Annotated in this window: 17 protein-coding genes; 6 read left to right on the top strand and 11 right to left on the bottom strand. The window is 71.3% G+C overall.

Annotated features, from left to right (window positions below; all coding sequences use genetic code 11):
- The 5 genes from E1295_RS41730 to E1295_RS41750 form a co-directional block, all read right to left on the bottom strand.
- On the bottom strand, positions 1–1,327 hold a 1,327-nt coding region (locus E1295_RS41730; protein ID WP_132639823.1), incomplete at its 3' end, for a histidine kinase.
- Between the two features lie 487 nt (positions 1,328–1,814).
- Positions 1,815–2,126, bottom strand: a complete 312-nt coding sequence (locus E1295_RS41735; protein ID WP_220449151.1) for a GNAT family N-acetyltransferase — start codon at positions 2,124–2,126, stop codon at positions 1,815–1,817.
- 88 nt (positions 2,127–2,214) lie between these two features.
- Entirely contained in the window at positions 2,215–2,565 is a 351-nt protein-coding gene (locus E1295_RS41740) for a RidA family protein (RefSeq protein WP_132639825.1), read from the bottom strand.
- The gene (locus E1295_RS41745; protein WP_132639827.1) at positions 2,555–3,535 is read right to left on the bottom strand and encodes a threonine ammonia-lyase; all 981 of its coding nucleotides are present in this window, start codon (positions 3,533–3,535) and stop codon (positions 2,555–2,557) included. Before E1295_RS41745 ends, E1295_RS41740 begins: the two co-directional genes overlap by 11 nt.
- Positions 3,532–4,989, bottom strand: coding sequence for an amidohydrolase family protein (locus E1295_RS41750; protein ID WP_132639829.1), 1,458 nt, complete (start codon positions 4,987–4,989; stop codon positions 3,532–3,534). The genes E1295_RS41745 and E1295_RS41750 overlap by 4 nt, the downstream gene beginning before the upstream one ends.
- Positions 4,990–5,062: 73 nt before the next feature.
- Here E1295_RS41750 and E1295_RS41755 point away from each other — a divergent pair, with 73 nt between their 5' ends.
- From E1295_RS41755 to E1295_RS41765, 3 genes are all read left to right on the top strand, one after another.
- Positions 5,063–6,100, top strand: a complete 1,038-nt coding sequence (locus E1295_RS41755; RefSeq protein WP_246081013.1) for an Lrp/AsnC family transcriptional regulator — start codon at positions 5,063–5,065, stop codon at positions 6,098–6,100.
- Positions 6,101–6,237: 137 nt separating this feature from the next.
- Entirely contained in the window at positions 6,238–7,764 is a 1,527-nt protein-coding gene (locus tag E1295_RS41760) for an AbgT family transporter (RefSeq protein WP_132639833.1), read from the top strand.
- A 103-nt stretch (positions 7,765–7,867) separates the two neighbouring features.
- On the top strand, positions 7,868–8,437 hold the full coding sequence (locus tag E1295_RS41765; protein WP_132639835.1) for a TetR/AcrR family transcriptional regulator: 570 nt from the start codon (positions 7,868–7,870) through the stop codon (positions 8,435–8,437).
- 47 nt (positions 8,438–8,484) lie between these two features.
- Here E1295_RS41765 and E1295_RS41770 read toward each other — a convergent pair whose 3' ends face one another.
- Together E1295_RS41770 and E1295_RS41775 are read right to left on the bottom strand one after the other, a co-directional pair.
- Positions 8,485–9,150, bottom strand: coding sequence for a response regulator (locus E1295_RS41770; RefSeq protein ID WP_132639837.1), 666 nt, complete (start codon positions 9,148–9,150; stop codon positions 8,485–8,487).
- Positions 9,147–10,325 (bottom strand): sensor histidine kinase, encoded by a 1,179-nt coding sequence (locus E1295_RS41775; protein WP_132639839.1) that lies wholly within the window; start codon positions 10,323–10,325, stop codon positions 9,147–9,149. The genes E1295_RS41770 and E1295_RS41775 overlap by 4 nt, the downstream gene beginning before the upstream one ends.
- Positions 10,326–10,436: 111 nt before the next feature.
- Between E1295_RS41775 and E1295_RS41780 the strand changes: the two genes are divergently transcribed.
- Entirely contained in the window at positions 10,437–11,297 is an 861-nt protein-coding gene (locus E1295_RS41780) for a S1 family peptidase (RefSeq protein WP_132639841.1), read from the top strand.
- Between the two features lie 91 nt (positions 11,298–11,388).
- Here the strand turns inward: E1295_RS41780 and E1295_RS41785 are convergent, their stop codons facing one another.
- Positions 11,389–12,126: a hypothetical protein gene (locus E1295_RS41785; RefSeq protein WP_132639843.1), complete on the bottom strand. Its 738-nt coding sequence runs from the start codon at positions 12,124–12,126 to the stop codon at positions 11,389–11,391.
- Complete coding sequence (locus tag E1295_RS41790; protein ID WP_132639845.1) at positions 12,113–12,625, bottom strand: SigE family RNA polymerase sigma factor; 513 nt, start codon at positions 12,623–12,625, stop codon at positions 12,113–12,115. Before E1295_RS41790 ends, E1295_RS41785 begins: the two co-directional genes overlap by 14 nt.
- 220 nt (positions 12,626–12,845) lie before the next feature.
- Here E1295_RS41790 and E1295_RS41795 point away from each other — a divergent pair, with 220 nt between their 5' ends.
- Both E1295_RS41795 and E1295_RS41800 read left to right on the top strand, forming a co-directional pair.
- Complete coding sequence (locus E1295_RS41795; protein WP_132639847.1) at positions 12,846–13,673, top strand: hypothetical protein; 828 nt, start codon at positions 12,846–12,848, stop codon at positions 13,671–13,673.
- 40 nt (positions 13,674–13,713) lie between these two features.
- Entirely contained in the window at positions 13,714–14,694 is a 981-nt protein-coding gene (locus E1295_RS41800) for a C-terminal binding protein (protein ID WP_132639849.1), read from the top strand.
- Here the strand turns inward: E1295_RS41800 and E1295_RS41805 are convergent.
- Both E1295_RS41805 and E1295_RS41810 read right to left on the bottom strand, forming a co-directional pair.
- Entirely contained in the window at positions 14,577–15,500 is a 924-nt protein-coding gene (locus E1295_RS41805) for a cytochrome c oxidase assembly protein (RefSeq protein ID WP_246081011.1), read from the bottom strand. The two genes, E1295_RS41800 and E1295_RS41805, sit on opposite strands and share 118 nt — an antisense overlap.
- A partial coding sequence (locus E1295_RS41810; protein ID WP_132639851.1) for a DUF2243 domain-containing protein occupies positions 15,473–15,944 on the bottom strand: 472 nt, incomplete at its 5' end. The genes E1295_RS41805 and E1295_RS41810, both read right to left, overlap by 28 nt.

Below are 15,944 nucleotides of genomic sequence, written 5' to 3' on the forward strand. Positions count from 1 at the left end.
GAGGACACCCGGCCGTCGGGGGCTGGGGCCGTATCGAAGAGGCGACCGGCTCCGGCCGGGGGTTGGAGACGGCCATCGATCCCTGCTGTAGGGCCGTGGCGGCGGCCATGGGCTCCCGGCGGATGGCCGCGGCGGCCGGGGCGACCGCGCGCACCGGCTCGGGCGCCAGCACCGACGGCCGGGTGTCCTCCGGCATCTCCACCAGCAGGGCGGTCGGGATGTTCAGCACGGCCTGCACGCCGCCGAAGGCGCTCTTCTTGACCGTGACCTGCATCCCGTAGTGCGCGACCTGGCGGCCGATCGCGGCCCAGCCGGTGCGGGGCGGGTTGCCCAGGTCGACCAGGCGCACGGGATGGTTGCCGCTCAGCAGGCGGCTCGCGCGGGCGTACTGGTCCTCGTTGAGGCCGACACCGGCGTCGTCGATGACGATGGCGGCGCCGTTGTTGGTCTCGTGCACGGCGATGGTGACCTTGAGCGTGCCGTGGGAGTGATGGACCGCGTTGGCCAGCAGCTCGGCGGTGGTGAACAGGATCGACTCCGCGGCGCGGGCGGCGACCCCGATCCGGCGGCGCAGGTGGTTGGCCGGGCCCTCGATGCGCAGCTCGAAGTTCTCCACCCGGGAGATGGCGCCCACCACGAGGTCCACCAGGTAGGTGTCGTCACGCGACAGGCCCGGCGTGGCGCCGCAGGCGATGCCGGTGACCTGCATGCGGCGGATGATCAGCTCGTTGAACATGTCGAGGCCCAGCACCTCGCGCAGCAGCGCCGTGTGCTCGTCGCCGCTGTAACGCTGCTGCACCCCGGCCAGCAGGTCCTGGGCGCGCAGTGCCTGGGTCTGCACGCGGGACATGGCGCCCCTGATGACCGCCTGGGCGGCCTCGTCGATGCGCTCGGTCTCCTCGCGGATGCCGCGGGTGAGCGCGTCGAGTACGGCGCGGTGCTGCCTGTCGAGGTCGGTGCCGGCGAGCGCCTGGTTCTGCATGCCGGGCACGATCACGTGCGGGGAGCGCAGGTGGGACAGCAGGGCGGGAATCCGCTTGGAGATGAGGTGGTCGGTCTCCACCCGCAGGAGGTCGTGCTGGGCGCGGGTATCGCGCAGCAGGTCCGCGTTCTCCTGGGCCTTGCGCTCGGCCTGAAGCAGGCGCTGGCTCCAGGCGCTGGATTCGCGGGTCAGGTGGTCCTGCGCCTGGCGCGTCTGTACGAGCTGCCCGCGGACCTGGGCGAGCCGGCCGCGTAGGCGCAGGTAGAGGGTCAGGACGCCTGCTAGGGCGAGGACGAGGACGGCGACACAGATCACCATCGGGACGCTGAAGGAGTCTGGCGGCATGAAAGTCCTGGGGGGTTGGGGGGAAGCGATGGGATCTGCCGGCCTGTGCTCAGCGGCGAGCCTCGGTCTCGTCCGGTGGCCGGCTGGGACCGCGCCGTCGCGGCTCGGATCTTCCGCTGTCGCCGGCGCCGCTGTGTGCCCGGGGCGGCTCTGTCTGAGGTATGGCGAGGTCAGACGACGGCATGGGAATTTCTCGTCTCAGTAGAGGGACGGCCCAATCGGGTGACCAGTATTCCGGTTAAGTCGCGTTAGTCAACCGTGTGTAGTTCTGTCACTCCGCGCCCTTCGGCACCTCTTGCCGAGCCTCCCACGAGTCGCTCGCCGAGCGCCTGAACCTGCGGCTACCTGCGCGTATCGCACTCGCCTACGCCGCCACCCGCTCCGCGTGGCCGGATTTCGCACTGGACAACCGGAACAATCGGGTCGGAAACGCACAAGAATCGATGTCAATAAACGAGTCGCCGCCTGTTAGATCCATGGGTCATGATCAGACGGGTGCTGTCGGCACCCAGTAGCGGCGCTTCAGCGCGGTGACGTCCAGCAGCTCGCCGCCGCTGCTTTCGATGACCCGCCGCGAGGCGGTGTTCGTACGGTCGCACATCACCAGCGCCCGTGAGATGCCGAGCGACCGCGCGATCGGCGACGCCGCCGCGAGCATCGCCGTCGCGTGCCCCCAGCGGCGGGCCCCGGGGCGCACGCCCGCCTCGGTCCGTTCGGCGAGCACCCGCGCGACGTACGCCTCGAAAGCCCGTGGGTCAGTCAGGGCTTCCTGGTCGACGTCGTCGACGAACCCTGGCATGACGACCATGATGCCCGCGCGGGCGCCCGCGGCTCAACGGTCCCGCCGGCTGTACGGGCCGTGGCCGCTGCGCGCCCGGCGCGGTGGATCAGGGGGCCTTCACGACGGCGTCGATCTCCACCACGCTGCCGTAGGGCAGGTCGCGCACGCCGACCACCGTGCGGGCCGGTCGCGGCTCGGGCCACAGGTCGAGGAACTGCTGGTTGGCCGCGTCCCGCAGCCTCATGTCGGTGACGAAGTAGGTCAGCTTCACCACGTCCTCCAGGCGCGCGCCCACCGTGGCCATGCGCCGCCGCGCGGTGTCCATCGCCGCGTCCAGCGCCGCCCGCTCGCCGCCCACCACGGTGCCGTCCTCCCGCAGCGGCAGCGAACCGGAGACGAAGACCAGCCCGCAGGCGAGCACGGCCGGGCTGTACGGGTGGTGTGGGTCAGTGCTCATGGAGAGCCTCCTCGCGGGCGGGTTCGGTGAGGACGCGGGCCAGCAGCGCGGGGTTGACGGAGCCGCCGCTCAGGATGGCGACATGCTTGCCGGTGGTGTCCCCCGCGAGGTACGCGGCGAAGGTCACCGCGCCGCTGGGCTCGGAGACGAGCCGGGCGTCCAGCGCGAGGCGCCGTACCGCGTCGAGGATCTGCTCCTCGCTGACGGTCACGATCTCGTCGAGGTGGCGGCGGATCTGCTCCCACGGCACCTGGCCCAGGCCGTGGGTACGCAGCCCGTCCGCCACGGTCCGGTAGGTCTGCTCGGGCTCCCATGCCAGGCGGCGGCCCTCGCGCAGGCTCTGTTCGGCGTCCGCGGCCAGTTCCGGCTCGACCCCGACCACGCGGGTACGCGGTCGCAGCGCCTTGACGGCGGTCGCCACCCCGGCGGCCAGGCCGCCTCCACTGACGGGGACCAGGACGACGTCCGCGTCGGGCAGGTCCTCCATGATCTCCAGGCCCACGGTGCCCTGACCGGCCACGACCGCCGGGTCGTCGAACGGCGGCACCGGCAGGTAGCCATGCTGTTCGGCGAGCACGAAGCCGTGGGTGTCACGCAGGGCCGGGGGCACCAGGACGACTTCGGCGCCCAGTTCCCTGACCACGTCGACCTTGTTCGGCGGCGCGGTGTCCGGCATCACGATCACCGCGCGCAGCCCGAGCCGCTGCGCGAGCCAGGCCACCGAGCGCGCGTGGTTGCCGCTGGAATGGGCGACGATGCCGCGTTCCCTGGCCTCGGGCAGCGACTGCTTGATCTTGTTGTACGCCCCGCGCAGCTTGAAGGCCGCCGTCGGCTGCAGCGACTCGGGCTTGATCCACAGGGGGCGGCCGGGCTCGGCCGGGCCGAAGGGCAGCAGCGGAGTGCGTACCACCGTGTCGGAGATGCGTGCGGCGGCGGCGCGGATGTCCGCCGGTGTCACCTGTTCGGTCATGCCAGCCGTCCCTTCACGGCCCTGCCGGGTCTCGCGTCCGGCAGCACCTCTCCGTCCCTCACCACGAACTCGCCGTTGACCAGCAGGTGGTCGACGCCGGTCGAGGGGCGGCCCGGCTCGGTGTAGGTGGACCGGTCGCGTACCTCGTCGAGGTCGAACACCACGAGGTCGGCGTCCGCGCCTTCCTGCACCCGGCCCTTGCGCAGGAACTGCGGCGCCACCGCGGACAGCACCTCGGCGGGGCGCAGGGTGCACCGTCCCACCGCCTCGACCAGGCTCAGGCGGCCGGAGCCGCGCACCATCGTGGCGAGGAAGCGGGAGAACGTCCCGCTCGTACGCGGATGGCCGGCGGCCGTGACCGGCAGGGGCCAGGTGTCGTCCGGGGCGGCGAACGGGATGGCGTCGGAGGCGATCGCGGTGTCGGGGAGCAGGAGAGCGCGTTCCAGCACCGACCAGTCGGCCGGGTCGTCCTCGTCCAGGTAGTGGATGGCGACCATCGCGCCCGGATCGGTGCGCTGGATCTCGCGCAGCCGTTCGGCGTCCCGGGGACGTTCGCCGGTGGCGGCGATCACCAGGTCGCGCGGGGTGATGCCGAGCCTCGGCAGGTTCTCCGGTGTCAGGAAGGGCACGCCGATCGTGGTCATGCCGGCGCCGTAGGGGTAGGCCTCGGTGGACACCTTGAGCCCGTGCCTGCGTGCCCCGTCGACCACGGCGCCGACCTCGTCGATGGCGCGCAGCGACGTGCTGTTGATGTGGCACAGGTGCATGTGCGCGCCGGTGCCGGCCGCGGCGGCGACCACCTCGGCGATGCCTTCGAGCGCGGTGCCGGGGTCGTCGGGGTTCTTGAAGCGGGCGTGGGTGAACGTGGGCACGTCGTAGCGCTGGGCCAGCCGCGCCACCTGGACGTACTCCTTGCGCCCGGTCTGCGGGGCGTAGCCCAGCAGTACCCCGATGCCCAGCGCGCCCGCGTGCAACTGGGATTCCAGCTCGGCCAGCACCTGGTCGATCTGGGCGGCGGTGGCCTTGTCACGCCAGTGGGGGCCGCCACACAGGTCGGCGAAGCTCTCCCAGCCGCCGTCCGGCTCGGCTCCGTCGAGGACCTTCATCCGCGCCATGGCCCAGGACGCGGAGTAACCGAAGTTGATCGGGCGGCCCTCGTCGCTCGCGCGCCGGTAGGCCTGGTCCACCGGGGCCGCGCCCGATTCGAGTTCCAGGGCCGTGGTGACCCCGTCCAGGGCCTGCATGCGCAGCGAGCCCACCGTCTGAGCGTGGCTGTGCAGGTCGATGAAGCCCGGTGCGAGCACCCGGCCGGTGAGGTCGAGTTCGCGGCGGGCGGGCGCCGGCTCCTCGGAGACTGACGTGATCTTGCCGTCCGTGAGGGCGACGTGGCGGACCGCGTCCAGTCCCGTTTCGGGATCCACCACCCGTGCGCCACGCAACAGTAGGTCATTCACCCTTTAATCATCACGTTTCGCCCCAAGCTGCACCTATACTGCCGGAATCCGACATAAGGGGAGTAATGTCGTGATGGATTCCGTCATGTTGCGGGAAAACGATCTTGAGCTCATCGACGCGCTGCAACTCAACCCCCGTGCGTCCTGGGCCGAGGTCGGCGCGGTGCTGGGCCTGGACCCGGTGACGGCGGCGCGGCGGTGGAAACGGCTGGTGGACGACCGGCTGGCGTGGTGCACGGTCGCCCTCGGACGGCGCCAGCTGCACACCATGAGCGTGGCCTTCCTGGAACTGACCTGCGAGGCCGGCGCCGCCAACGAGGTCGCCGAGGAACTGGCCCGGCAGCCGCACATGATCACGGTGCAGCACATCGCCGGCTCGTACGACCTGTGGACGATCGCGATCGCGCCCGACCTGGCCGGCCTGTCCGAGTACCTGCTGTCCCAGCTCCCCCGGCAACCCGGCATCACCCGGGTGCGCACCCACATCGCCACCCGGGCCTTCGACCTGAGCATGCGCTGGCGGTTGCGGGTGCTCAACGCCGCCCAGGCCGGACGGCTGCGCCCGGCGCCCAACAGGCACGCGGTGACCCGCCCGATGGACGAGATCGACCGCCGCCTGTTCGTCGCGCTCAGCACGGACGGGCGGCGCAGCTTCGCCGAACTGGAGGCCGAGCTCGGGCTGTCCGCCCGTACGGTGCAGCGCCGTATCAACCGGCTGGTCGCGGTCGGCGACATCACCTTCCGCTGCGACCTGGCCAGGCGGCTGGCGGGCTGGCACGACTCGGCCGTGTTGTGGCTGGCGATGCCGGACGACCACCTGGAGAGCACCGGCGAGCAGCTCCTGAGCTGGCCGGAGACCCGCACCTGCGCGGCCGTCGCCGGCCCCAACAACCTCTTACTGACCGTGGGCCTGCACAACGTGGCCGACCTGCACGAACTGGTCACCCGCCTGCGCCACGAGTTCCCCCACGCCACGATCGTGGACCGGCAGATGGTGCTGCGCCAGGTCAAGTTGTACGGGCGGGTGCTCGACCAGGTCGGCCGCTGGTCCTCCACGACGCCGCTCGACCTGTGGGCGCTGGGGACGGACGACCCCCGTCCGCCGCCATGAACGATGACCGGTTCCTGCATCACAACCGGTCAGGATGACGGTTTCCGGCGATGGAAGGGGCTGTCTGACTGGGCTACCCATACTTTCCCAATTACCTGGCGGCCTAAGCCATCGCTGGCAACGCGAAGGAACCCCTCATGCTGAAAACCGGGCGACCAACGCCCCTGGACCGGGTGCTGGGCGGAGTGGAACGGCTGGGCAACAGACTGCCCAACCCGTTCATCATGTTCGTCGGGGTGTTCGTCCTCATCTCGCTCGCCTCATGGATCGCCGCCGCCCTCGGCGCCACGGTGCGACCACCCGGCGCGGCCGAGGCGACGCCGGTCAGGAACGTCCTGTCCGGCGAGGGCCTGGTGGAACTGCTCGGCTCCGCGGTGGACAACTTCGTCGAGTTCCCCGCTCTCGGCCCGGTGCTGACCGTGGTGCTGGGAGTGGGCGTGGCGCAGGGCACGGGGGCGCTGGAGGCCGCGGTGCGCCTGGCCTTCTACCGGGTGCCGCGTGCCCTGGTGCCGTACGTGGTGGCCTTCGTCGCCTGCCAGGGGCACGTCATGTCGGACGCGTCCTTCCTGGTCATCCCGCCGCTGGCCGCGCTCGTCTTCCGCGCGGTCGGCCGGCACCCGCTGGCCGGGCTCATCGGCGCGTACGCCTGCACCGCCACCGGCTACGCCGGCGGGCTCCTGCTGGGCACGCTGGACGCCAGCCTCGCGGGCATCACCGAGAAGGCCGCGGCCCTGCTGCCGGGAAGCAGCGGCTACACCACCAACATCGCGATGAACTACTACTTCGGCGCCGCGGCCGGGCTGGTCCTGCCCATCGTCGGCGGGTTGCTGATCTCCCGCGTGCTGGAGCCGCGGCTGCCCGCGTGGCGGCCCGCCGAGGGCGACGACGCGCACGTCGAGGTGACCCCTCGTGAGCGGCGGGCGCTGCTCGTGTCGGGGCTCGTGGTGGCGGGGTTCCTGGCGCTGGTCGTGCTCGCCTGGCTGGTGCCGGGCAGCCCGCTGCGCGGCGAGGACGGCTCACTCGTGCCTTCTCCCCTGCTGGACAACCTGGTGCCGATCATCGCGCTGGTGTTCTTCCTGTTCGGCTACACCTACGGCCGGGCGGTCAAGCTGGACAAGGACGAGCGCAGCGTCTACACGCTCATGACCGCGTCGATCAAGGAGATGGCCGGGTTCATCACCCTCATCTTCATCGTCGCCCAGACGCTGAGCGTGCTCTCCTGGAGCGGGCTGGCGACGTTCCTCGCGGTGAAGCTGGCCGACGCCGCCCAGGCCGTGGGGCTCGTCGGGTTCCCCGCGCTGGTCTTCCTGATCCTGCTGTCCTCGATGCTCAACCTGGTGATCACCTCGGGCTCCGGCCTGTGGTCGCTGGAGTCCACGGTGATGGTGCCGGCCCTGATGCTGCTCGGCCTGTCACCGGCCATCATCCAGGCCACCCACCGCATCGGGGACTCGATCACCCAGGCGATCTCCCCGATGCACATCTTCCTGTACTTCATCCTGGCGTCCGCGCAGAAGTACGAGCCCGAACTCAAGCTCGGCACGCTGGTGTCCAGGCTGCTGCCGTTCGTGCCCGCGTTCGGCCTGGTGTGGGCGTGCGTACTGGCCGTCTTCTACTTCTTCGGCCTGCCGGTCGGCCCCGGCGCGGGGATCCACCTGCCCTGATCGGGGCGTCGTACGGCGGGGGCGGCGGGCGTCCAACCCTTCAAGACCGAACGTTCTCCCTGCTAGGCTTCGAGCAACGGCGCGGCACACAGGAGGTCATCAGGTGTCAGAAGCGCGATCGCGGCTGCTCGGCACCGCGACCCGGCTCTTCTACACGGAGGGGCTCCATTCCGTGGGGATCGACCGGATCGTCGCGGAGGCCAAGGTGACCCGCGCGACGTTGTACCGGCACTTCCCCAGCAAGGACGAGCTCGTCGTCGCCTACCTTCAGGGAGCCGACCAGGCTCTGCGCGACCGGGCCAGCGAAGCCGTCGCCGGTGGCGGAGCGGCGGCCGACGTCCTGAGGACCATCGCCAGGGCGATCGCCGACGACATCACGTCGCCAGGGTTCCGCGGGTGCGCCTTCCTCAACGCCGCGGCGGAATATCCGGACCCCGGGCATCCCGTGCACAGGGCCGTGCTCGCACACCGCGAGTGGTTCCTGCGCACCGTCACCGACCTGCTCGCGCAGACCGGGCAGACGCCGCCCGAGCCGGCCGGCCGGCATTTCGTCATGCTGCGCGACGGGGCGATGGCGGCGGGCTGCCTGGCCGATCCGGTGGAGGTCAGCGAGACGTTCATCGAGGGAATCGAGGGCATCCTGCGCTTCCGCTCCGGCCCCGTCCATGCGTGAGCGCGTGGTCCACCACCCGCCGGCCGCGTACCAGCCCCCGCCAGGACCTAGCCGACGGTGACCAGGCCGCTCTCGTAGGCGGCGATCACCAGCTGGGCGCGGTCGCGGGCGTGCAGCTTGGCCAATAACTGGCCGATGTGGGTCTTCACGGTGGCCATGCTGACGGTGAGGCGTTCGGCGATCTCGGTGTTGGACAGCCCCTGGCCGATCAGCTTGAGCACCTCGCGTTCGCGTGCCGTGACGCCGTCGAGGGGGCGGTCGGCCCGGTGGCGGGGTTGCGGCTGACGGGCGAACTCCCCGATGAGGCGCCGGGTCACGGAGGGCGCGAGCAGCGCCTCGCCGCCCGCGACCACCCTGATCGCGGACAGCAGGTCTCCGGGTGGGGTGTCCTTGAGCAGGAACCCGCTGGCGCCCGCGCGCAGCGCGGAGAAGACGTACGCGTCCAGGTCGAAGGTGGTCAGGATCAACACCTTCACGCCCGCGGTCGCCGGCGCCCCGCAGATCCGCCGGGTCGCCTCGATCCCGTCGAGCTCGGGCATCCGGATGTCCATCAGCACGACGTCCGGCCGCAGCTCGGCGGCCCGCTCGACGGCCTGCAGCCCGTTCTCGGCCTCGCCGACGACCTCCAGCCCGGGGGTGGTGCCGATCAGCACCCCGAAGCTCGCCCTGAGCAACTGCTGGTCGTCGGCGATCAGCACCCGGACACCGCTCACGCGGGCACCCCCTCCAGCGGAAGCCTCGCGTGGACCCGGAACCCGCGGCCCGCCAGCGGCCCGGCGGTGAACTCGCCCCCGTAGACGGCGACGCGTTCGCGCATGCCGACCAGCCCGTGACCCGGAGGATGGCCGGCCGGAGCGCGGCGGCCGTCGTCGGTCACTTCGATCTCCATGGCGTCGTCCGTCCTGTCGACCCGCACCACGCAGCGCGCAGGAGCGGCATGCTTGATCACATTGGTCAGGGACTCCTGCACGATGCGGTAAACCGCGACCCCGATCGTAGCCGGGATGCCGTCGAGCCCGTCGCCGATCCGCAGATCGACCGTGGCCCCCGCGGACGTGGCGTGCCGGGCGATCTCGGCCAGCCGGTCGGCGGTCGGCGCGGGCTCCAGCTGCGCGGTGCCCTGCGGATCCTCGTCGACGGCGCGCAGCAGGCCGAGCATGCGCCGCAGCTCCCTGGCGGCCTCGCGGCTGGAGGCCTCGATCACGGTCAGGGCCGAGCGGGCCTCGTCGGGCCGCTCCTCGGCGACGTGGAGGGCCACGGACGCCTGCACGGTGATCACGCTCAGGCTGTGCGCGACGCCGTCGTGCAGGTCGCGCGCGATGCGCAGCCGTTCGTCGGCCAGCACCTGCTGGGCGGTCCGCGCCTCGTGGTGCCTGCGGGCGCGCACCGTACGCCCCACCATCCACACCGCGACCGGAAGGATCATCTCGGTGGCGAGCACGGGCAGCGACCAGCCCCAGTCAGGCCGCGGCTCCTGCGACACCGCGAAGAGCACCGCCGCGGAGATGCCGCCCACGGACAGGGCGAGCGTGGCCACGGCCCGGCGGAACGGCTCCGACACGGCCACCGGGTAGATCGCGAAGACGAGAAGCACGTCGGGCACCAGGGCCGCGTGGGGCGCCACCCACTGCATGGCCACCGCCACCATGCTCGTTCCCGCCACGACCGCCACCACGGGAACGGGCCAGCGGCGGCGGACCGCCAAGGGCAGCCCCATGAGGACTCCGGCGAGGATGGACAGCGGCTCCACCCGCGCTTCCGGCGGCACCTCCTCGATGATGGCCGACACGGCGAAGAACGTCAGGAACACGGCGATCGCCAGGTCCGTGAGGACCTGGAACACGGGCCGCACCCTCAGCAGCAGCGGCGGCCGGAGATCATGGGTCATGGGCGAACGCTAGCCCGTAGGCGCCCGGCAGCGGCTCAGACCACGGTATGAGACCCATGACCAGACCGTGCTCCGATGCCGCGCACGGCGAGATCCGCGACCGTTGACGGCATGATCGAACGACGCGGAATCACCGGCATCTTCAGCAACCACGGCGACCGGGCCGGGCGTGGCCGGGCACGGGCCCTGACCATCGCGGGAGCGATCGGGGGCGCAGCGGTCCTCGCGGCCACGATGGCGCCGCCGGCCAACGCGATCATCGGCGGGCGCGACGCCACGGAGCACTACTCCTTCACCGTGACCCTGCGCGACGGCAAGGACGTGCACTACTGCGGGGGCGTGCTCGTCGCTCCCCAATGGGTGGCGACGGCGGGGCACTGCTCGCACGTCCCGATCGGCCAGGTCAGTGCCAAGGTCGGCGGCACCGACGTCGAGAAGGGCGGCAGCCTGCGCCGCGTCACCAAGTTCGTCAGGCACCCCCGCTACACCGCCGACCCCACCGACCTGCGGCACGACATCGCCCTCGCCAAGCTCGACCGGCCCGTCAGGCAGAAGCCGATCAAGATCGCCGGCAGGCCCGCCGCTGCGAGTCACCCCGTCCGCCTCCTGGGCTGGGGCATGACCTGCGAAGACGGCAACAAGTGCCCGGAGCCGCCGGTCACCCTCCAGGAGCTGGACAGCAGGATCGTCTCCGACAAGCGCTGCACGGGCATCGACCCCGCGAGCGACATCTGCTCCGAACACCCCTCCAAGAAGGCCCAGAGCTGCATCCTCGACTCCGGCGGCCCCATGGTGCGCAAGATCAGGGGCCGCTGGGAGCTCGTCGGCGTCACCAGCCGCGACGGCAACGAGAAGACCGACCCCAACTGCGTCGGCCCCGGGGTGTGGACGGACGCCGCGGCCTACAGGGGCTGGATCACGAAGACGGCCGGCATCGCGGTGCCGGTGCCCCGCGAGCGGCGAGGCCGGTGAGCAGTGCACGGCCCGCGGGCAGCGAGGCCGGTGAACCCCGCGGGGCCCGCGGGCGGTGAGGCCGGTGAACCCCGCGCGGCCCGTGGGCAGGTCAGAGGGTCGAGGTGAGCCCTTCGGCGATCTTCTTCAGCTCGTCGCCGACGGCCTCGACGCCGGAGAACTCCTTGGCGTAGACGGGGCTGAACATGATGGCCGCGCGCTGCCTGTCGCCCATCCTGAGGAAGAGCGTGGGGGTGCCCTTCATGCCGTCCTCACCCACCCACTGGACGACCAGATAACCGGTCCGGTCGCCGATGGTCACCTCCTCACCTTCGCCCTCCTCGCGATACCCCTGGATCTGGTCGTCGACCTCCTGGACGGCCGCATCCTCGAACATGTAGATCTGCACGCAGTAGGCGCCGTTCGCGTCGCCGTCATAGTTGTACGACGTCGTGTAACGCTCACCGAAGTCCAGCGACCAGTTCGACCATCGCAGCCGTTCGGGCAGATATGTCACCTTGACGTTCCCGAACTCCTTCCCGTCTCCCAGATCTCCGAAGTCCGGCGTCGGGGTGTCGTCGATGGCGGGCGGCGCAAGCGTGGAGCCCGTCGGTTCCGGCACCGCGGAGACCGTGGGATCCGGATCGGTCGTGGAAGCCGGCCCGACGGTCAGATACATGACGGGCGCGGCGGCGACGACGGCGACCGACGTGGCCAGCGCCGCGATCCTGCCCCTCGTCCGCCTGCCGCGGGAGGAGCGTACGACCCGCTCCGCCAGAGCGGGCGCGGCGTGCAGCCTCGCGGTCTCGTCCGCCATGAGCCGGCGGATCTCCTCCTCAAGCATGGGCATTCCGAATCACTCCTTCCGCTGCGTCCCTGCCAAGTGCCGTGCGGAGCTTGGCCATGGCCTTCGACGCCTGACTCTTGACGGTGCCGACCGAGCAACCGAGCACGTCGGCGGTCTGGACCTCGCTGAGGTCCTCCCAATACCGCAGCACGATCACCGCGCGCTGCCGGGGCGGCAGGGCGCGCAGCGCCTCCATGAGCACATGACGCAGATCCACGTCGGCCGAGCGGGCCGATCGCTCCGGCGGGCTGTGCATCGGGATGAGGGTGAGGATCGCCCGGCGACGGGCGCGGCTGATGGCGGCGTTGATGATGACGCGGCGCACGTAGGGCTCGGGGCTGTCGTGGTGCACCCGGTGCCAGTTCTTGTACGTACGCTCCAGCGCGGTCTGCAGCAGGTCCTCCGCCTCCGCCTCGTCACCGCAGGCGAGATAGGCGACCCGCAACAGGCTCGTGCCCCGGGCGGCCACGAAAGCGCCGAAGTCGTGCTCCACATCGCTCATGGCTGACTGTCCGATTTCACGCCCTCTAATACGCCTCGGCCGTCCCGAAGCGTTGCCCGCCGACGTAAAACAGCTCTGCGGGCAACCATCCGGGCGACCCCAGGCGTATTGCAGGTCGTCACTTCGAATTCGAATATCGCCCGACGGGCGGCGGCTGGCGGAAACGGCGGACTCGGCATCGACCTACAGCGCTCCCGGCCCTGTACTCATCCAGAAGGTCGTGAAGCAGCGGGACGGCAAGCAGGAGCTGATACTGCGGGGTTTGGACGCGGGTGACGGACAGACGATGTGGACCCGCCCGAACGTGCCGATCTCCGGTACGGCCGAACGCAACACGCTGCTCGCGTCGCAGGGACTTCTGGTGGGGGAGACCATCTGGAGCCACACACTGGGCCGTTGGCCTCTGTCGTACTTCGTGACCTTCCTCGACCAGTGGGACGGCTCCTACCGGGTCCTTCCCCTTCCCTACAGCGAATTCGCCTCCACCCTGGTCGGCGCCTCCAGCGGGTTGCTCTTCGTCCACCACGGTCTCCCCGACGGAGGCTGGGTGGTCGCCTACCGTCCGGAAGCGGCTGCCTCCCCCGAGCCGTACGAACTGGGCGGGACCTCGCCGGGCGCCTGGCCGGACGCCTGCGAGTTGTTGCCCGCATCCGACCTGGCCATGCTGGACGACGGCTACCTCGCCTTTCCACGCGAACGCAGCCTGGGTTCCTTCACGTTTCCCCGGCCCGTCAGCTGCGACCTGGTGCCGTCCGACGATGGCGGGCAAGCGGTCACCGTGACCATCGACTGGGTCGCCCGATCGGAGGCCGAGGCCACGGCCCTTCTGGAGAGCGAGGTGTTCGACCTCTTCCAGTCCCGGCCCCGGCGGCCGTTCGAACCCGGCATCCACCAGATCCCCGGACCGGGATTGGATCCGACGCTTGATTCCGCGCTCATCCAGGTCGGCCCGGTGATCGCTCACCTGACCGTGTACAACAGCCCGAAGAACCTGCGCAGGGTCGCTCCCGTCGTCGCGAGGAACCTTCGCCGCCATCTCGGCGAGTGAGGTCGCGGCGGGGCGTTCTGGGAGGCTGGAGGCCTGGAACGTGAGAAAGGGGGACATGGTGGTGACGTTGAAGAGGGTCGTGGCGCTCGATCACCCCGACCCGCGCGGTCTCGATCCCGCGCTCGTAGGCCCGCAGGCGGAACTGATCGACGCCTCCGGGCGGGCCGACGCCCACGAGCTGTGCGAATCAGCCGACGTGATCCTCGCCGACGCCGCCCCCGTGACCGCCGAGCTGGTCGGCAGGATGCGGCGCTGCCGGCTGATCTGCTCGTACGGCGTGGGCGTCGACAACATCGACGTGGCCGCGGCGACGGCGGCCGGGATCCACGTCTCGCGGGCGCCGTCCTACTGCGTCGAGGAGCTGGCCGACCACACGATGGCGCTGATCCTGGCCGCCACCAGAGGCGTCGTCCGCTACCACGACCACGTGCGGAGCGGCGGATGGGACCACTGCGGGGCCGGGACGCTGCGCCGTAGCCGGGGGCGGGTGCTCGGCCTGCTCGGTCTGGGCCGGGTCGGCAGAGCCGTCGCGACGCGCGCCGCCGCGTTCGGGTTCCGCGTGCTGGCGACCGTCCCGGTGGCAGACGGCCCGCACGCGGCGTTCGCCGAGCTCGTACCGCTGGAGCGGCTGGTCGCGGAGGCCGACGTGCTCAGCCTGCACGCGCCGCTGACGCCCGGCACCCGGCACGTCATCTCCGCGGCCGAACTGGCGGCGATGAAACCGACGGCCTATCTGGTCAACACGGCGAGAGGCGGCCTCGTCGACCAGCCGGCCCTGCTGGCGGCGCTGCGGGACGGCCGGCTGGCGGGCGCGGCGCTCGACGTGCTCGCGACCGAGCCGCCGGACGCGCACGAGGAGCTCCTCGCCCTGCCGAACGTGATCGTGACCCCACACGCGGGCTTCTACTCCGAGGAGTCGCTGGTGGACCTCACCCAGGAGGTGTTCTCGGAAGTCCGTGCCGCTCTGAACGGTGACCGGCCGCGCAACGCGATCAACCAGCCGGCGGCACGAGGTGCGTAACGGGGCTGACCCTGGCCCGCGTGGCCCAGGCGGGTGCTGCGCCGGGGACGCCAGCCGGCCGCGAGCGCCACGGCCAGCAGCAACTCGGTGATGTCGCCGCCGTAGTACATGATCTCGGCCGCGCCGCGCAGCTGCTCCGCCGGCACGGGCACGTCCACCCCGATTCCGGCGTACATGAGCTGCGACAGCCCGCTGTGCACGGCGATCGCCACCCCGAGCACCACCAGCCGCGCCGGCACGGAGGGACGCCCGGGGGCGGGGTCGGGTCCGGCGATCACCCACGCGAACAGGTAGCCCGACAGCAGGAAGTGCACGTGGACCACCGTGTGCAGCCACTCGTTCGCCGTGGTGTGCCGGTAGAGCGGGGTGCAGTACAGAACCACCATGCCGCCCACGCTGAGCACCAGCGCGACGACCGGGTGGGAGAGTGCGCGCGCGAGGCGTCCGCGCAGCAGGGTGCCGAGGCGGCGGGCGCGGGCGGCGGGCAGGGTACGCAGCAGCAGGGTCATCGGCGCTCCGAGCACCAGGCACAGCGGTGCCAGCATGCCGATGAGCAGGTGCTGCAGCATGTGGCCGCGGAAGTCGGTCGCGGCGAGAGCCTGGATCGGCCCGGTCAGGGCGGCGGCCGTCAGCGCGAGACCCGTGAGGAACGCCGCGCCGCGCCACCGGCTCCACGTCCTCGGCCCCGTGCGCGCCGCCGCCACCAGATACGCGGCGCCGGCCAGCGCCAGGATCACCGGCAGGTACGCCGCCGCGTGCGCGTGACCGTCGTGGGCCGTCACCGCGCCGGCTCGTCGTCGCGGCACAGGTCGAGCACCCCGCCGGTACGTTGCAGCGCCCACCCGGCGAGCATGAGCAGCACGCCGAGCAGCAGGAACCCCAGATCCCACCAGAGCTGGTACGGGCCGGTGCGCACGTGGTGGATGCCCAGCAGATGGTGGTCGATCAGGCCCTCCACCAGGTTGAACGCGCCCCAGCCGAAGAGGATCCACCCCCACAGCGTGCGCGAGCGCCACACCCGCCCGCGCGAGCCGGTGACGCGGGAGTAGAGCAGGCCGAGCCCGATCAGCACGGCCAGCCAGGTGACGGTGTGGAACAACCCGTCCCACACCGTGTTCATCCGCAGGCCCGGCACGGTGTCGACCGGGTAGGGGCGCACACCGATGCGGTCGGTGCCGGTGCTGCTCAGCATGTGGTGCCACTGCAGGATCTGGTGCAGCAGAATGCCGTCCACGAACCCGCCCAGCCCC

The sequence above is a fragment of the Nonomuraea mesophila genome, assembly GCF_004352805.1.
GTDB lineage: Bacteria > Actinomycetota > Actinomycetes > Streptosporangiales > Streptosporangiaceae > Nonomuraea > Nonomuraea longispora.